Raw genomic sequence first — 15,872 nt, forward strand, 5'->3', positions numbered from 1 at the left:
TTGGCGCGCGCAAACTTGTAAGCAAGGCATACAAAGTGTAGGCCGCGCGCGGGAGATGACAGACTCGCAAGACCCTCTTGGCAGCCCGCAGGTGGCAGTGATCGGCTTCGGAGAGGCCGGGTCCACCTTTGCCCGCGCCGGTGGCTGGGATGGCCACGCCCGCGCCTTCGATATCCTGCCCGCCCGCATGGCCGTGATGGAGGACTGCGGGGTGCTACCCTGCGCCACGGTGGCCGATGCCGTGGCGGGCGCGCAACTGGTGCTGTCGCTGGTCACGGCAGACCAGGCGGTGGCTGCTGCCGAGGCCGTGGCCCCGCTGCTGCCGGAAGGGGCCTTCTTCGTTGACATGAACTCGGTTGCGCCGGGCACCAAGCAACGCGCCGCCGCCGCCATTGCCGCACACGGGGGCCGCTATAGCGATGTGGCGGTGATGGCCCCGGTCGATCCTGCTCGCCTCAACGTGCCGCTGCTGATTGCCGGGCCGGATGCACTGGAAGCGATGATGCTGGTGCGCGCACTGGGCTTTGCGAAGACGCGGGTTGTGGGCGACAATGTGGGGCAGGCAAGCGCGATCAAGCTGTGCCGCAGCGTCATGGTGAAGGGGCTGGAAGCGCTCACGGCCGAGATGGTGTTTGCCGCCAGCGAAGCCGGTGTGCTGGACGAAGTGCTGGCCAGCCTGGACGCGAGCGAGAAGCACGTGTCCTGGCGCGAGCGGGCCGACTACAACCTCGATCGCATGCTCCATCATGGGCGTCGCCGCGCCGCGGAAATGGCGGAAAGCGCCGCCATGCTGCGCGATCTTGGCATCGCCCCGCTGATGACCGACAATACCGTCCGCCGCCAGCAGCAACTGGGCGACTTGGGCCTTGCACCGCCGCCCGAAAGCCTTGAAGGCAAGCTGGCCGCAATCAAAGAGAGAGACGCCGCCAAATGACCATGATCATCGATTGCCACGGCCACTACACGGTCCTGCCCAAGGCGCATGACGCCTGGCGCGAGGAGCAGAAGGCCGCCTTCAAGGCCGGGACCGAGTGCCCGCCCTATCCGGCGATTTCCGATGACGAGATCCGCGAGACGATCGAGGCCAACCAGTTGCGCCTGATCCGCGAGCGCGGGGCCGACATGACCATCTTCAGCCCCCGCGCCAGCGCCATGGCCCCGCACGTGGGTGATCGCAGCGTGGCGATCAAGTGGGCGCAGGTGTGCAACGACCTGATCGGCCGCGTGGCCGGGCTGTATCCGGACGTGTTCGCGCCGGTCTGCATGCTGCCGCAATCGCCCGAAAGCGACATGAGCGCGCCGATTGCCGAACTGCGCCGCTGCGTGGAGGAGATGGGCTTCATCGGCTGCAACCTGAACCCCGATCCCGGCGGCGGCCACTTCAAGCACCCGCCGCTGACCGACGAGTACTGGTTCCCGTTCTACGAGACGATGTGCGAGCTGGACGTGCCGGCGATGATCCACGTGTCGGGTTCGTGCAACCCGGCGATGCACGCCACCGGCGCCTATTACATCGCGGCCGATACCATCGCCTTCATGCAACTGCTGGAAGGTGACCTGTTCAGCCGCTTCCCCACCCTGCGCTTCATCATCCCGCACGGCGGCGGCGCGGTGCCCTATCACTGGGGCCGCTATCGTGGCCTGGCTGACATGCTGAAGAAGCCGGACCTCAGCACCCACCTGATGAACAACGTGTTCTTCGATACCTGCGTCTATCACCAGCCGGGCGTGAACCTGCTGGCCGACGTGATCGACAACAAGAACATCCTGTTCGGCAGCGAAATGGTGGGCGCGGTGCGCGGGATCGACCCCACCACCGGCTTCTACTTCGATGATACCAAGCGCTATGTCGATGCGCTGGATATCTCGGACCACGAGCGCCATATGATCTTCGAAGGCAATGCCCGCCGGGTGTTCCCGCGGCTTGACGCGCAGTTGAAGGCCCGCGGAAAGTGACGGCCAAAGAATCTTCTGGCGGCTTCACCTCCACCGGCTTCGCGCCTTGCGAAAAGCCCGAGCGCTATATCCAGCAGCTCGTCAGCCACTGGGGGCACAAGTACGCCACGTCTTACGACGAGGGCGACGGGATGGGCGTGTTCCCCTTTTCGGAACACACCAACTGCGTGATGACCGCGCATAACGGCGGCATCGGCATCACCCTCACCACCGCAGACCAGGCGGAGAACATCCGCATGCGCGAGGTGGTGGAAAAGCATATCGACCGCTTCGCCTTCCGCGAGGCACCGCTGACCTACGAATGGAAAGACCAATGAGCGACGAGAAGAAGAAAGAGCGGATCGACATCCACGCCTACCTAGCGGAATTCGACGACATCCCCGGCACCCGCGTGTTCACCGCCCAGCGCGCGCGCAAGGGTTACTGGCTGAACCAGTTCGCCATGAGCCTGATGAAGGAAGAGAACCGCCAGAAGTTCAAGGAGGACAACGCCGCCTACCTGGAAAACTGGAACCTCACCGATGCCGCGAAGAAGGCCGTGCTGGCGCGCGACTACAACGCGATGATCGATGAAGGCGGCAACGTCTACTTTCTGTCCAAGCTGTTTTCCGCCGATGGCCAGAGCTTCCAGACCGCTGCCGGCTCCATGACCGGCATGACCCCGGAAGAATATGCCCAGATGATGATCAATGGCGGCCGCTCGCCCGAAGGCGTGCGCTCGATCAAGGAGAAGTATTGAGATGGCCCGCGTTACCACAGGCATCACCTCCAGCCACATCCCGGCGCTGGGCGCCGCGATCCAGACCGGCACCAAGGGCAACGACTACTGGGGCCCGGTGTTCGACGGCTATGAGCCGATCAAGAAGTGGATCTACGAACCCGGCAACATGCCCGACGTGATCGTGCTGGTGTACAACGATCACGCCACCGCCTTCGACATGAACGTGATCCCCACCTTTTCGATCGGCTGCGCGGAAAGCTTCGCCCCGGCGGACGAGGGATGGGGCCCGCGCCCGGTGCCCGACGTGATCGGTCACCCGGACCTGGCCTGGCACATCGCCCAGAGCCTGATCCTGGACGATTTCGACATGTGCATCTTCAACGACATGAAGGTGGACCACGGCTGCACCGTGCCGCTGAGCATGGTCTTTGGCGAGCCGAGCGAATGGCCGTGCAAGGTGATCCCCTTCCCGGTCAACGTGGTCACCTATCCGCCGCCCTCGGGCCGCCGCTGCTTCAACCTGGGCGACAGCATCAAGGCCGCAGTGGAAAGCTTCCCGGAAGACCTGAATGTCCACGTCTGGGGCACCGGCGGCATGAGCCACCAGTTGCAGGGCCCGCGCGCCGGCCTGATCAACAAGGAGTTCGACCTGAACTTCATCGACATGCTGATCAAGGACCCGGAAACGCTCAGCCGCATGCCGCACATCCAGTACCTGCGCGAGGCAGGTTCGGAAGGCATCGAGCTGGTGATGTGGCTGATCATGCGCGGCGCGCTGGGTGACAAGGTGCGTGACCTGTACACCTTCTACCACATCCCCGCGTCCAACACCGCGCTGGGCGCGATGATCCTGCAGCCGGAGGAAACCGCCGGCGAGCCGCTGAACCCGCGCGTGGTCCATTCCGGCCACAGCCTGGCTGCGGCGGCAGAGTAACTGGAAATTGGCGTCATCCCGGGCTTGACCCGGGATCGCTTTCGGCAAGGCCCGGCCTCTGCGGCAAGCGATCCCAGCTTTCGCTGGGATGACGAGTTCTCGAAGGAGAAAATGACATATGCGTATCGCACTCGCCGGTGCCGGCGCCTTTGGCGAAAAGCACCTTGATGGCCTGAAGAACATCGACGGGGTGGAAATCACCTCGATCATCAGCCGCCGCGCCGAACAGGCCGCGGAAGTGGCCGCCAAGTACGGCGCCAAGCATTCGGGCACCGAGCTGTCCGAAGCCCTCGCCCGCGACGATGTGGACGCGGTGATCCTGTGCACCCCCACGCAGATGCACGCCGAGCAGGCGATTGCCTGCATGGAAGCTGGCAAGCACGTGCAGGTGGAAATCCCCCTGTCCGATAGCTGGGCCGATGCCGAGGCAGTGCTGAAGAAGAGCCAAGAGACGGGCCTTGTCTGCATGGTCGGCCACACGCGCCGCTTCAATCCGTCGCACCAGTACGTGCACAACAAGATCGTGGGTGGTGAATTCAACGTCCAGCAGATGGACGTGCAGACCTATTTCTTCCGCCGCAAGAACATGAACGCCAAGGGCGAGGCGCGTTCGTGGACCGACCACCTGCTGTGGCACCACGCCGCACACACGATCGACCTGTTCGCCTACCAGGCGGGCAAGATCGTTACCGCCAATGCCATCCAGGGGCCGAAGCACCCGGAACTGGGCATCGCCATGGACATGTCGATCCAGATGAAGAGCGAGAGCGGCGCGATCTGCACCTTGTCGCTGTCGTTCAACAACGATGGCCCGCTGGGCACCTTCTTCCGCTACATCGGCGATACCGCCACCTACATCGCCCGCTATGACGATCTCGTCACCGGCAAGGAAGAGCCGATCGACCTGACCGGCGTGACCGTGTCGAACAACGGCATCGAACTTCAGGACCGCGAATTCATCGCCGCGATCCGCGAAGGGCGCGAGCCGAACAGCTCGGTCCAGCAGGTGCTGGATTGCTACCGCGTGATCGGCGAACTGGCCGCCAGCCTGGAAGCGCAGGACGGTTGGTCCTGATCCGAACTCCGGGGCGGGCGGCAACTTACCGCCCGCCCCGGCGATCGTGCCGGGCAAAGCGTTAACCATTTCCCGCTATGCTGGCGGGCATGACCGACCTGTCATCCCTGATCAAGCGACCCACCGGCGCCACGCCGCAAGCCTTGGCCATGCCGGCTGCGCCTGCCGCGTCGGCGGTGGAGGCCTCGCTCGACCGGATGGAAGCGATCAACCGCGAACTGGGCGAGGCTGCCCTGCGCGGCGGCGATGGTTCCGGCGCGCAGATCGTCAGCCTGCGCTACAATTTTACCACCGAATGCGGCACCCTGCTGCTGGCCATGTGCGAGGACGAGCGGATCTTCGGTGATCGCACGCTGTTCGTGGACATGCAGACCGCGCTGGATGCCCTGCGCACCCGCATCACCAACCACCAGTTGCGCTGGCAAGGTGACCGGATCGAGGCCGACCCAGCCGCCTATCGCCAGGCGGCTCACGGCATCGACCAGGCGGTGATCGCCTTCGTGGCCGACGCGCGCGCCGCGCTGGGCTGACAGACACCTCCAGGCCCCCCAAACCCGTTGCCAGCCGCGCCCGCGCGCGTGTAACGCTGCGCCCATGTTCGCACATCGCACCATCGCCGGAACCGCCCTCAACCCTGTCGGGCTGGGCTGCATGAACCTCTCGTGGGCCTATGGCACACCGCCCGATGAAGCCTATGCCACGCGCCTGCTGAACCGCGCGCTGGACCTGGGCTGCAACCACCTGGACACAGCCAACATCTATGGTGGCGGCAAGAATGAGGAACTGCTGCAGCGCGCCGTAGGCCACCGCCGCAGCGAATACTTCCTGGCCAGCAAGTGCGGCATCGTGGTCGACGGACCGAAGCGCGGGGTCGATTGCTCGCCCGCCACCATCACCGCCGCCGTGGATGCCACACTGCAGCGGCTGGGCACCGATCACCTTGACCTGTTCTACATGCACCGGTTCGATCCCAAGGTGCCGGTGGCCGACAGCGTGGGGGCGATGGTGCGCGCGATCGAGGCGGGCAAGATCCGCAGCTATGGCGTGTCCGAATGGTCCGCCGCCCATATCCGCGAGGCCGCCGCGATCCACGTGCCCGCTGCCGCCCAGCCGGAATACTCGCTGTGGACGCGCAACGTGGAACTGGGCGTGCGCGATACCTGCGCGGACCTGGGCATAGCCCTGGTCGCCTTCAGCCCGGTGGGGCGCGGCGCATTGGGAGGAGTATTGCGGGATCCGGCAAGCCTTGAGGAGCAGGACCTGCGCCACCAGATGCCCCGCTTCATGGCCGATAACTGGCCGCACAACCTGGCGCTGATCGACCGGTTCAACCAGCTCGCCCGCGACAACGGCCTCACGCCTGCGCAACTGGCGCTGGGCTGGGTGCTGGCGCAGGGTGAGCACTGCCACGTGATCCCCGGCACCACCAGCATTGCCCACCTGGAAGAGAACATGGCCACGCCCACGCTGGACATTGCGGCCGATGTGCTGGCCGCGGCAGGCACGCTGATCAACCAGCAGACCGTGCGCGGCCACCGCTATCACGATGCGATCAAGCCCACGATCGACACCGAGGAATTCGAGGAGGCGTAAAGGCCCATGCCGCAGGATGTCCGCGCCCGGATCGGCTATTCGCAGCGCACCGAGAAGCGCCCCTATTTCTATGCCAACGCGCACGAGAAGGACTTCGTCCCGCTGGCCCCGCACGAGGTGCTGATCCGCGATGCGCGCGCGGCCAGCTGCTCGCTGGAAAAGGAAGGCTTCACGCTGGTGGAGCACAGGTCGGAGGTGGCGGACCTGACCGACCTGGAGCAGGTGGCAACTGTCCACGCCGGCGAGATTGCCGAGCTTCTCACGCAGGTGTCCGGCTGCGACCATGTGGACATCTTCAGCCGCGGCATCCTGCGCTTTTCCGAACGCGCCGGGCAGAATGACGCGCACGACAATTCGCACCCCGCGCGCTTCGTCCATGTCGACATGTCGATTGCCGCCGCCGGGGCCGCGCGCGACAGGGGCGCTCCCGCAGGGCGCACGATTGCCCGCAGCGTGCAGTACAACGTGTGGCGTGTGCTCAGCCCCCCGCCGCAGGACGTGCCGCTGGCATTGTGCGCGTTCGATTCGCTGGCGCTGGATGACCTGATCGTGTGCGATGCGATCTTCGATCCGCCCGGCGCGCCCGAATGGTCGTTCGAGAACTACCTGCTGGAGGCAAAGCCCGGCCATCGCTGGTTCTACTACCCGGACATGCATCCGGGCGAGGCGCTGGTCTTCGTCACCAGCGAAAGCGATCCGGCGCGTCCGCTGCTGATGCCGCACGGCGCGTTCGACAACCCGCTGGCGCCGCCGGGCTGCCCGCCCCGCGTAAGCCTGGAAATGCGCGGCACGGCCTACTGGTTCGGCTGATTTCCCGCTGGGCGGAGCGCTCTGGCCAGCCGAGCGTGCAATCGTTATCCCTGTTCGGCATAACGATACCGCAATGGGAGACTTCGACGATGCGAAAGCTGCTGCTGGCCACCTTGGCCTGTGCCCTGACCGCTGCCCCTGCCGTGGCGCAGGAGGAAAGTTTCGAGCAGATGATGGCGCGCATCAACCAGTTGCCCGATACCCGGGGTGACGGACCCTATCCGGCGGTCACCGAAGTGGTCGACGCCCTGCCCGATCACGTGGTCTATCGCCCGGCAGACCTGTCTGCCTTCGGCCCCAATGGCCTTGGCGTGTTCGTGTGGGGCAATGGCGGCTGCGCGGCGGATGGCACGTCCAGCCGCTTCCACCTGGCCCAGATCGCCAGCTATGGCTACATCGTCATCGCGCCGGGCAAGTGGCGCAGCGGCCCCAATGCACTGGCCGCACCCGAACCCCCGCGCAACGTGACACCGGGCCAACCCAGCCCCAGCCCCACGCAGGCAATGCAGCTCACCCAGGGGCTGGACTGGGCCCTCTCCGAGAACGCCCGCGCCGGCAGCCCCTATCACGGCCTGATCGACGAGAACGCGCTGGCCGCCGGGGGTTTCTCTTGCGGCGGGGTGCAAGCGCTGACCGTGGCGGGCGATCCGCGCCTCGATACCATCGTGGTGCAGAATTCCGGCCTGCTGCCGGATGATGGCCCGCGCCTGGGCGGCATGGAACTGCGCAAGGAAGGGCTGCTTGCCCTGCACACCCCGGTGATCTACCTCGACGGCGGGGAGACGGACATCGCCTATGCCAACGGCCTGGACGATGTGAACCGCATCACCCACGTGCCGGTGGCCTGGGTCAACACCCCCACCGGCCACGGCGGCACCTATCACGAGCCGAACGGCGGGCGGAACGCCTTCATCGTGGTCGACTGGCTGGAATGGCAGTTGCGCGGCGACATGGCGGCGGCCCGCACCTTTACGGGCGCGAACTGCCGCCTGTGCACCGATCCCGCAGCCACCATCGAGTGGCGCAACTACCCCTGAGGATTACTCCGCCGCTGTCGCCTCGGCAGGTGCAGCGGCTGCGGGCGCTGCCGGGGCGGTATAGGCCGAGACGATCTTCCACGTGGCCCCGGTGGCGCGGGTCCACACAGTCTCGCTACTCAGTTGCTGGGTCACCGGCTGGCCGGTGGCCGCATCGGTGGTTGTCAGGCTGACCGCCGAAGTGAGCACCGCCAGATCGCCCGATTCGGCGGCCCAGCCGTCCTGCGGTTCGATAGTGAGCTGGAAGTTCGGATCTTCCATCAGGTCGCCATAAGCTTCGGCAATCGCCTCGCCGCCCTGCAGCACGCTGCCATCGGGCCGCACCAGCCGGGCATCGTCGGTATAGAGGCGCACGGCCCCCACCAGGTCCTTGCCGGCGATGGAATCGAGCTGCGCCTGCTCGGTCTGGCGGATGGCTTCGATCGATTCGGCCGGATCGGTCGATCCGCATGCGGCCAGCAGCAAGGCAGGTGCCAGCACCAGCGCGGCCTTGAGTGCGGTGAAACGGTTGATTTTCATGGCATGTCCCCCGGGATCGTGTCTGTCTTGCATGGGGGATAGGGTGGCCGCCGCGACACCGCCTTGACGCAGGACAAAATCAACGATCGGGCGTCTGCACCCCGTCAGGGTCATATTGGGCGGTTGCCACCACCTGCACCAGGTCGTTGGCCGAACCGGCGTGCTGGCGGCTGACCACCAGTTCCATCTGCGGCACCAGCCGGTGGCGATACTGCGTGCTGATCACGCCATCCCCCTCCTCAACCCCCGTGTTGTCCCACCGGTGCCGGAAGGCGGGCGAGACAAGGACCTGCTCCACCACTTCGCCCATCGCGTTCACCCCGCCGCCGGTGATGTGACACATGGGAACCTGATCGGACACGACGAGATAGAACCCCTCGCCCGCCGTGGCATCCACGCGGAAAAAGTGGTTGGCCCGCCGGAATTCGGTCGGGGGCAGCGCGGCATCGATCACGCCGGGCACGGGATAGATCCGCGCGCCCAGCCCGGTCAGTTCCACCAGCGGGGCGATGCCTTCCGCGCCGCTCCAGCTTGTGGGATCGAGCACCCAGCTTTCGCAGGCCAGCAGGACGCCATCAAAGCCTGCCGCCAGCCCGGCGGGATCGGGCGCGGGCGGGGCCTGCGGGGTGGGGGCATGTTGCGCCGAAGCGGCTGACGGCAACAGCAGGAAAGCGCCGGCAAGGGCAGCCGCAAGGGCCGCCCCCGCCGGTCGCGTAGAAATCACAGGGCAGCCGAATAGAGCGCCAGCAGCCGTTCCCACGCGCGGTCCGCCTCGTCCACGTCGAACGATGGGCTGTCCGGCACGGTCCAGCCGTGATCGGCGCGGTAGACCTCGATCTCCACGTTGCGGCCCGCTGCGGTGGCGGCGGCGCGCAGCGCGTCCTTGTCACCCGGGGCCTGGGCGTCATCATTGCGGGCAATGGCGATCAGCGCGCGCGCATCCTCGGCCATGTTGTCGAGCAGGTTGACGGGCGCATCCTCGGCCGCGCCCACCAGCCCGCCGCCGTGGAAGCTGGCAGCGGCCTTGATACGCGACGGCACGGCGGCGGCGGCGCGGATGGTCCAGCCGCCGGTCATGCAGTAGCCCTGCACGCCGATGCCCTTGTCGGTATCCACCTCGTCCTGCCGGTCGAGCCATTCGACCACGGCCACGTGCGTTTCGGCGATCGCGGCGGGGGTGTTGGCGGCCATCCACGGCTGCACTTCGGCCATGCCGTTGTTGCTGCGCCAGTCATCGAAATCGTCGAACTGCTGGCCTTCCACGCTGCGATAGTACGGGTTGGCGACAAGCACGGCATATCCTTCCGCCGCCAGTTGCCGGCCCATGGAGAGCGGCGCATCGCGCAAGCTGGCGATATCCGGCCACAGGATCACCGCCGGATGCTTGCCTTCGCGCGGATAGAAGAACATGCCGTCCATTGTGCCCCCGGGAGCGGGGAACTTCACTTCCTTCTCGCCCAGCCGGCCCTGCGCCAGCGCCGCCGCGCCGCTGCCCACGGCCAGCGCACCAGCCCCGGCGACAGCGCCGATGCGGGCGAATTCACGCCGGGTGACGCCCTTGGCCTTCAGCGGAACGGATGCAAACGTGTCCTGATCGCACATGGGAAACCTCTCCTGCTAACCCCCATTTTGTGAGCGCGAAGATACCAGAGCAGGGGCGCGCGTCCAGCAGGTATGATCAGTCGGTTGCCGATCCCAGCACGATCGCCAGTTGCCGCCATTGCGGCAGGTACACGCTGAACAGGTAGACGCCCCACCATTCCAGCCCCGGGCGGAAATAGTCCGAAACCTGGTCCAGTTGCGGACTGGTCCAGTCGCGGATTTCCGCCGGGGTGGCGGGCGGCAGTAGGACGGCGCGGATGGCGTCGAACATCTGCTGCCATTCCAAGGGATCGCCACCGGGGCCATGGACCGGGCGGCAGAAGGCATGGGCGAAATTGCCGCCCGCACCCGGATCGGGCCAGCCGCTGCCGCCGCTGACCACCAGCCGGCCTGCTAGCTGGCGAAAGGTGGGATCGGTCAGTTCCTGGCCATCGGCCGTGCACCAGGTGCCCCGCCGGATCAGGTCACGCCCGTCGATGCTGAGCGCATCGCCGAAGAATGTTGTCTGATCGATCACCCGGCTGCCCAGTTGCAACAGCCGCGCGCCATCGAAGCTGGCCCCGGATGGTAAGGCCTGTTGCACCGCCTCGACGATCGCCTCCGGCGTGCCATCGGCATCCTCGAACAGGGCGAACTCCAGCTCGCCCACCCGGGCATAGCGGTCGAAGGCGGCAGGCAGCAGGTCGCGGCGCAGCATCGGCAGGTGGCTTCAGGTCAGGTCATCCATGTGGATGAACAGGCCGGCATCCGCCGCCTTGCCCGCCTCGCGCCGCAGGTGTTCGATATGGGCGCGGCCCGGCGGGCATTCTTCCACCGGCAGGGCGCGGACCTGCTTCATGTATTCCTCGGCCAGGTCCACCCCGTGCTCCGGGTGGGTCAGGATCAGGCCGTCCTGGCGGGTCATGCCGGCAAGGATCTTGCAGCCGACCACGTAGGGCTCCATCCCTTCCTCGAACGCGGTGCCGAACTGGCGCAGCGTCTCCTCGGGCACGGGCGGAAAGCCGCTTTCACCGATATCATCGGGGCGGCCCAGCGCGCTGATCCCGGCGTTGGTCTTCGTCAGCGCCGGGCACACCAGCGAGCAGCCGATCCTGTGCGGAGCCAGGTTGTAGCGCAGCGAATCGGTGAGGCCGCGCACGGCGAATTTGCTGGCGGTATAGATGCCCGCCTGCGGCCCCGGCAGGAAAGCGGCCATGCTGGCAATGTTGGTCACGTGCCGCCGCCCGCTGGCCGCTTTGATCTTTGGCAGGAAGGCAACCAGGCCGTTCTGCACCCCACCGAAGTTGACGCCCATGATCCAGTCGTAATCGGCGTGGCTGGCCTCGTCTGTCGGGCCAAACACGCTGACCCCGGCGTTGTTCACCAGCACGTGGACCTCGCCATAATGGGCAGTCACTTCCTCGGCCACTTCGGCCCAGCGGGCGCGGTCCTGCACGTCCAGCTTCACGAACAGCGGTTCCGGGTGCCCGTTGGCAGCGAACCAGGCGGCGGCAGCGGCGCGATCGGCCTCCTTGCGATAGGATAGTGCCAGCTTCATCCCCGCATCGGCAAAGGCCTGCGCCACGCCCAGCCCCAGCCCGCTGACCGCGCCGGTGATGAAGGCCACCCGGCCCGCCCATTGCTCGCGGTAATTCGCGCCGTTCCAGTCAGCCACCTGCCAAATCCTCTCGCCAAGATGTTATCGTTCGTTAGTATTGCATACAAAGAATGTCGGGAGAGTCGAGAATGAGTGAACTGGAAGGCCGTCTGGCCGAGCTTGAGCAGCGCGTTGGCATCCTGGAGGATATGGCCGCCATCCGCCGCCTGCACTGGGCCTACGGCTATTACATCGATTTCAACCGTCCGGACGAAGTGGCCGACCTGTTTGCCGAGGATGGCTGCGTGGTCTTCCTCAGCGGCGAATATGTGGGCTACGCCGGCGTGAAGCGGCTCTATGGCGACTGGATCGCCGGGCGCTTCACCGGCGGGAAGCCCGGCCCGGTCAACGGCCTGCTGCTCGACCACTTCCAGATGCAGGACATCATCACCGTGGCGCCCGATCGCAAGACCGCCAAGGGCCGCTTCCACGGCATCCTGCTGGGCGGCTGGCACGACGATTTCCAGGACACGCGCGAGGAGATGATGCCGCAGCAGTTCATGGAAGCGGGCATCTACGAGAACGACTATGTGCGGGTCGACGGCGTGTGGAAGATCCAGCGGCTCGACTACATGATGCAATGGCAGGGCAATTACGAGGAAGGCTGGGCCCACACCACCGCCCACCTGCAGCCGGCCACGAAGACCTTCCCCGAAGACCCGCTTGGCCCGGACCGCCTGCTGCCCGCCAGCCAGCACCGGCAGACCTGGCCCTATCGCCAGGACGTGCCGATGCACTTCGCCCACCCCAAGTTCGGGATTGCGCTGGCCAGGGATGTGAAATGAGGCCGGCAGAGGGTGCCCTGCCGTGGGACTGGCAGGCACCCCCCTTCGACCCGCGCGACACGGCGGGCCGCGAGGCCCTCACCACCCGCCAGGTGGCCGAGCGGTTCATCCAGCTGTTCTACGTGGACGACAATCCGGTCGATGCCTTCACCTGCTGGATGCACCCGGACTACATCCAGCATAACCCCAACGCCCCCACCGGGCGCGACGCCACGCTGGCCATGATGCAGGCGAGCATGGCCCGCCTGCCTGACCTGGGGCACGAGGTGCGCCGGGTGGTTTGGGGAGATGCGGACCTGGTGGCCGTGCACTTCCGCTTCCAGCGCGAGGCGGGCACGCGCGGCTATGCCATCATGGACCTGCTGCGGGTGGAGCGCGGCTATATCGTCGAGCATTGGGACGTGATGCAGGAAGTGCCCGATCCGGCCGCGGCAAAGAACGCCAACGGGATGTTCTAGCCCGCAGGACTGAGGGATTCCGCCTGCCAGCCGTCATCCGCCATGCGGAGCAGGCGGAGGTTGTCCGCATGGGTGTTGCGCCCTTGCAGCACTCTTGCTGAAAACGCTTACGCGGCAGATCGTTTGTCCGACAAATTTAACCGCACGGAATTGATCTTCGCTGCGGTTGATGTATCAACTTGTAACGGGACGGCGACAAAAAGAAGGTCGCCCTGAATAGGGAGAGGTGGGAATAATGGCATACCGCACACCGCGCCGCGCGGCGCGCACCTGGCTTGCGCTGGGCATTTCGGCAATCGCACTCAGCAGCACCAGCGCCTGGGCGCAGGACGAAGAAGATGACGAGCGCGGCGACACCATCGTGGTGACGGCGCAGTTCCGCGAACAGAACCTGCAGGATACCCCGCTGGCGATCACCGCCGTGACGGCCGAGATCCTGGAAGCCAAGAGCCAGACCGACCTGGCCACCATCGCCGACAGCGCACCCAACGTGCAGATCCGCCCGCAGACCGCGGCTTTCGGCCCCTCGGTCACCGCCAGCATCCGCGGCATCGGCCAAGGTGACTTCAACCCGGCATACGAGCCGGGCGTGGGCATCTACATCGACGATATCTACTACCCCTCGCTGACCGGCGCGATCTTTGACACGCTGGACCTTGACCGGGTGGAAATCCTGCGCGGGCCGCAGGGCACCCTGTCTGGCCGCAACAGCATCGGCGGCGCGGTGAAGATGTACTCGCGCATGCCCAACGGCGATTCCAGCGGCATGGTGGAAGGCAGCTATGGCTCGCGCGACCGCATCTCGCTGCGCGGCGCGGCGGACTTTGCGCTGACCAGCAACCTGTTCATGCGCATTTCGGGCGTGTCCAAGCGTCAGGACGGCTATGTCGACCAGCTCGATTTCGGCTGCGTCTATCCGGCCGGCGGCAGCGCCACTTTCTTCAACGGTACCACCAACGTGCCGCGCAACCCCGCCGGTGGCGAAGCTCGCCGCATCTTCACCGACAACTGCCGCGTTGCCCGCCTTGGCGGCACCAACTACCAGGCTGGCCGCGCCATCCTGCGCTGGGAACCGTCGGACAGCTTCAATTACACCCTGATCGCCGACTATACCGACGATCACCGGACCGGTTCGGGCCAGGTGCTGATTTCCACCCGCGCCAAGACCAGCGCCAACGTGCGGACCCCGGGCGGCCTGCCGTTCGATGACCGCTTCGTTTGCGGCCGGTTCTGCAACTTCCAGGTCGACGGCCACACGGCCGGCGTGTTCAACGGCAGCCTGGCCACCAACCAGCAGCTGTCGGCCGTGAACGGCGACAACACCACCAGCTATCGCGGCTGGGGCGTTTCGGGCCAGGGCAACCTGGACCTGACCGACAACCTGCAACTGGTCTCGATCACCGGCTATCGCGAATTCGACACCCAGTTCTTTGCTGATGGCGACATCTCGCCGGCGCAGACCGGCTATGGCATCAACAACCTCAGCAACTGGAGCTTCAGCCAGGAACTGCGGCTTAATGCTGAATTGACCGATGCGCTGTTCGTGACCCTGGGCGCCTATTACTTCGAGCAGTCCTCGGTCTACGATTCGGTGCAGGATCTGCGCTACCTGCCCACCAATGCGCTGCAGTTCCGTCAGCCGGATACGGTTGGGGCCGATGCCAAGGCGGTCTTCGCCAACGTCGGCTGGGAAATCATGCCTGACCTGAACCTCAACGCGGGCATCCGGTACACCGAGGAAACCAAGGACCAGCACTATTTCCGGTATAACCTGGACGGCACGATCAACCGGTTCCTCGATCCGTTCGGCGCCGCATATGGCCCGGGCTTCGAAGGGCCCAACACGCTGAACATCCCGGTAGGTCCGCAGGTTCCTGCGCAAGGCAAGGCGTTGACCGGCGCAGTAGCCAATTACCAGGGCGACAAGATCGACTGGCGCGTGGCACTGGATTATCGCTTCAGCGACGCGTTCATGGCTTATGCCTCGGTGTCCACCGGCTTCAAGGGCGGCGGTTCCAACCCGCGTCCGTTCAACGCTTTCCAGTTGCTGTCGTTCGCGCCGGAAACGCTGACCGCCTATGAAATCGGCTTCAAGTCCGACCTGTTCGACCGCCGCCTGCGGGTGAACGTCTCGGCTTTCCAGAACGAGTACGACGATATCCAGGTGGGCGTGAGCCCCTGTCCTCTGGCGGCCGGCGTGGATGCCGTTTTCGCCACCCCGTCGGCCTGCCGCATCAATGGCGGCAACGCGCGGATCAAGGGCCTGGAACTGGAAATGAACGCCGAGCCGGTCGACGGTCTGCGCCTGGACGGGTCGGTCAGCTACATCGACTTTACCTACCAGACTGTGACGCCGCCGATCCTGATCACCGACGAAGGCACCGGCATGCCGGAGTGGAAGTGGAGCATCGGCGCACAATACGAAATCGACCTGGGCGGTTCGGGCTCGCTCACCCCGCGCTTCGACGTCAACCACCAGGACGTGACCTTCACCGGTTATGACGGCACCGGCGTGAACCGCCTGGCGCAGTTCCTGCCGGCCTTCACGGTTGCCAATGCCCGCCTGACCTGGCGGAACGAGGACCGTGACCTGTCGGTGGCGCTGGAAGTGACCAACCTGTTCGACTCCTATTACTTCTACTCGGTGTTCGACCAACGCAACAACAACGGCGGCCGCATCGGCGCGCCGGCCCGTCCGCGCGAATGGGCGCTGACCGTGCGCAAGGACTTCTGATCGCCCCACCGG

The 15,872-nt window shown here is 65.8% G+C and carries 18 protein-coding genes; 13 read left to right on the forward strand and 5 right to left on the reverse strand.

Annotation, left to right across the window (positions count from 1 at the left end; all coding sequences use genetic code 11):
• The first annotated feature begins 55 nt into the window (after window positions 1–55).
• The 10 genes from GRI99_RS03600 (at window position 56) to GRI99_RS03645 (ending at window position 8,126) form a co-directional block, all read left to right on the forward strand.
• On the forward strand, window positions 56–934 hold the full coding sequence (locus GRI99_RS03600) for an NAD(P)-dependent oxidoreductase (RefSeq protein ID WP_160770594.1): 879 nt from the start codon (window positions 56–58) through the stop codon (window positions 932–934).
• Window positions 931–1,956: an amidohydrolase family protein gene (locus GRI99_RS03605; RefSeq protein WP_160770595.1), complete on the forward strand. Its 1,026-nt coding sequence runs from the start codon at window positions 931–933 to the stop codon at window positions 1,954–1,956. Before GRI99_RS03600 ends, GRI99_RS03605 begins: the two co-directional genes overlap by 4 nt.
• A complete protein-coding gene (locus GRI99_RS03610) occupies window positions 1,953–2,273 on the forward strand; it encodes a DUF2218 domain-containing protein (protein ID WP_160770596.1) in 321 nt (106 codons plus the stop codon). Before GRI99_RS03605 ends, GRI99_RS03610 begins: the two co-directional genes overlap by 4 nt.
• Window positions 2,270–2,695 (forward strand): protocatechuate 4,5-dioxygenase subunit alpha, encoded by a 426-nt coding sequence (gene ligA / locus GRI99_RS03615; protein ID WP_160770597.1) that lies wholly within the window; start codon window positions 2,270–2,272, stop codon window positions 2,693–2,695. Before GRI99_RS03610 ends, ligA begins: the two co-directional genes overlap by 4 nt.
• Before the next feature lies 1 nt (window position 2,696).
• The gene (locus tag GRI99_RS03620; RefSeq protein ID WP_160770598.1) at window positions 2,697–3,611 is read left to right on the forward strand and encodes a class III extradiol dioxygenase subunit beta; all 915 of its coding nucleotides are present in this window, start codon (window positions 2,697–2,699) and stop codon (window positions 3,609–3,611) included.
• A gap of 118 nt (window positions 3,612–3,729) precedes the next feature.
• A complete protein-coding gene (locus tag GRI99_RS03625; RefSeq protein ID WP_160770599.1) occupies window positions 3,730–4,686 on the forward strand; it encodes a Gfo/Idh/MocA family oxidoreductase in 957 nt (318 codons plus the stop codon).
• 89 nt (window positions 4,687–4,775) lie between these two features.
• Window positions 4,776–5,216, forward strand: a complete 441-nt coding sequence (locus GRI99_RS03630) for a hypothetical protein (protein WP_160770600.1) — start codon at window positions 4,776–4,778, stop codon at window positions 5,214–5,216.
• A 64-nt stretch (window positions 5,217–5,280) separates the two neighbouring features.
• Complete coding sequence (locus GRI99_RS03635) at window positions 5,281–6,279, forward strand: aldo/keto reductase (protein WP_160770601.1); 999 nt, start codon at window positions 5,281–5,283, stop codon at window positions 6,277–6,279.
• Between the two features lie 6 nt (window positions 6,280–6,285).
• Window positions 6,286–7,089 carry a CmcJ/NvfI family oxidoreductase gene (locus GRI99_RS03640; protein ID WP_160770602.1) on the forward strand — a complete coding sequence of 268 codons (804 nt, stop codon included), beginning with the start codon at window positions 6,286–6,288 and terminating at the stop codon, window positions 7,087–7,089.
• Window positions 7,090–7,178: 89 nt separating this feature from the next.
• Entirely contained in the window at window positions 7,179–8,126 is a 948-nt protein-coding gene (locus GRI99_RS03645; protein WP_237438087.1) for an alpha/beta hydrolase, read from the forward strand.
• Between the two features lie 3 nt (window positions 8,127–8,129).
• Here the strand turns inward: GRI99_RS03645 and GRI99_RS03650 are convergent, their stop codons facing one another.
• From GRI99_RS03650 to GRI99_RS03670, 5 genes are all read right to left on the reverse strand, one after another.
• Complete coding sequence (locus tag GRI99_RS03650) at window positions 8,130–8,645, reverse strand: YybH family protein (protein WP_160770603.1); 516 nt, start codon at window positions 8,643–8,645, stop codon at window positions 8,130–8,132.
• Window positions 8,646–8,724: 79 nt separating this feature from the next.
• Window positions 8,725–9,306, reverse strand: coding sequence for a hypothetical protein (locus GRI99_RS03655; protein WP_160770604.1), 582 nt, complete (start codon window positions 9,304–9,306; stop codon window positions 8,725–8,727).
• Between the two features lie 59 nt (window positions 9,307–9,365).
• Window positions 9,366–10,247, reverse strand: coding sequence for a dienelactone hydrolase family protein (locus tag GRI99_RS03660; RefSeq protein WP_160770605.1), 882 nt, complete (start codon window positions 10,245–10,247; stop codon window positions 9,366–9,368).
• Window positions 10,248–10,323: 76 nt separating this feature from the next.
• Window positions 10,324–10,944, reverse strand: coding sequence for a hypothetical protein (locus GRI99_RS03665; RefSeq protein WP_160770606.1), 621 nt, complete (start codon window positions 10,942–10,944; stop codon window positions 10,324–10,326).
• 12 nt (window positions 10,945–10,956) lie between these two features.
• Entirely contained in the window at window positions 10,957–11,901 is a 945-nt protein-coding gene (locus tag GRI99_RS03670; protein WP_160770607.1) for an SDR family NAD(P)-dependent oxidoreductase, read from the reverse strand.
• A 71-nt stretch (window positions 11,902–11,972) separates the two neighbouring features.
• Between GRI99_RS03670 and GRI99_RS03675 the strand changes: the two genes are divergently transcribed.
• The 3 genes from GRI99_RS03675 (at window position 11,973) to GRI99_RS03685 (ending at window position 15,860) form a co-directional block, all read left to right on the forward strand.
• Window positions 11,973–12,668 carry a nuclear transport factor 2 family protein gene (locus tag GRI99_RS03675; protein ID WP_160770608.1) on the forward strand — a complete coding sequence of 232 codons (696 nt, stop codon included), beginning with the start codon at window positions 11,973–11,975 and terminating at the stop codon, window positions 12,666–12,668.
• On the forward strand, window positions 12,665–13,126 hold the full coding sequence (locus GRI99_RS03680; protein WP_160770609.1) for a nuclear transport factor 2 family protein: 462 nt from the start codon (window positions 12,665–12,667) through the stop codon (window positions 13,124–13,126). Before GRI99_RS03675 ends, GRI99_RS03680 begins: the two co-directional genes overlap by 4 nt.
• Window positions 13,127–13,361: 235 nt before the next feature.
• A complete protein-coding gene (locus tag GRI99_RS03685) occupies window positions 13,362–15,860 on the forward strand; it encodes a TonB-dependent receptor (protein WP_160770610.1) in 2,499 nt (832 codons plus the stop codon).
• Window positions 15,861–15,872 lie beyond the last annotated feature (12 nt).

The sequence above is a fragment of the Alteraurantiacibacter buctensis genome, from assembly GCF_009827655.1.
Lineage (GTDB): Bacteria > Pseudomonadota > Alphaproteobacteria > Sphingomonadales > Sphingomonadaceae > Alteraurantiacibacter > Alteraurantiacibacter buctensis.

What these genes read in the sequence shown, in the direction of transcription:
- GRI99_RS03605 (WP_160770595.1), top strand. Translation starts at nt 931, where the DNA reads ATGACCATGATCATCGATTGCCACGGCCACTACACGGTCCTGCCCAAG.
- GRI99_RS03620 (WP_160770598.1), top strand. Translation starts at nt 2,697, where the DNA reads ATGGCCCGCGTTACCACAGGCATCACCTCCAGCCACATCCCGGCGCTG.
- GRI99_RS03640 (WP_160770602.1), top strand. Translation starts at nt 6,286, where the DNA reads ATGCCGCAGGATGTCCGCGCCCGGATCGGCTATTCGCAGCGCACCGAG.
- GRI99_RS03660 (WP_160770605.1), bottom strand. Translation starts at nt 10,247, where the DNA reads ATGTGCGATCAGGACACGTTTGCATCCGTTCCGCTGAAGGCCAAGGGC.
- ligA (WP_160770597.1), top strand. Translation starts at nt 2,270, where the DNA reads ATGAGCGACGAGAAGAAGAAAGAGCGGATCGACATCCACGCCTACCTA.
- GRI99_RS03685 (WP_160770610.1), top strand. Translation starts at nt 13,362, where the DNA reads ATGGCATACCGCACACCGCGCCGCGCGGCGCGCACCTGGCTTGCGCTG.
- GRI99_RS03600 (WP_160770594.1), top strand. Translation starts at nt 56, where the DNA reads ATGACAGACTCGCAAGACCCTCTTGGCAGCCCGCAGGTGGCAGTGATC.
- GRI99_RS03650 (WP_160770603.1), bottom strand. Translation starts at nt 8,645, where the DNA reads ATGAAAATCAACCGTTTCACCGCACTCAAGGCCGCGCTGGTGCTGGCA.
- GRI99_RS03680 (WP_160770609.1), top strand. Translation starts at nt 12,665, where the DNA reads ATGAGGCCGGCAGAGGGTGCCCTGCCGTGGGACTGGCAGGCACCCCCC.
- GRI99_RS03665 (WP_160770606.1), bottom strand. Translation starts at nt 10,944, where the DNA reads ATGCTGCGCCGCGACCTGCTGCCTGCCGCCTTCGACCGCTATGCCCGG.
- GRI99_RS03630 (WP_160770600.1), top strand. Translation starts at nt 4,776, where the DNA reads ATGACCGACCTGTCATCCCTGATCAAGCGACCCACCGGCGCCACGCCG.
- GRI99_RS03635 (WP_160770601.1), top strand. Translation starts at nt 5,281, where the DNA reads ATGTTCGCACATCGCACCATCGCCGGAACCGCCCTCAACCCTGTCGGG.
- GRI99_RS03625 (WP_160770599.1), top strand. Translation starts at nt 3,730, where the DNA reads ATGCGTATCGCACTCGCCGGTGCCGGCGCCTTTGGCGAAAAGCACCTT.
- GRI99_RS03645 (WP_237438087.1), top strand. Translation starts at nt 7,179, where the DNA reads ATGCGAAAGCTGCTGCTGGCCACCTTGGCCTGTGCCCTGACCGCTGCC.
- GRI99_RS03675 (WP_160770608.1), top strand. Translation starts at nt 11,973, where the DNA reads ATGAGTGAACTGGAAGGCCGTCTGGCCGAGCTTGAGCAGCGCGTTGGC.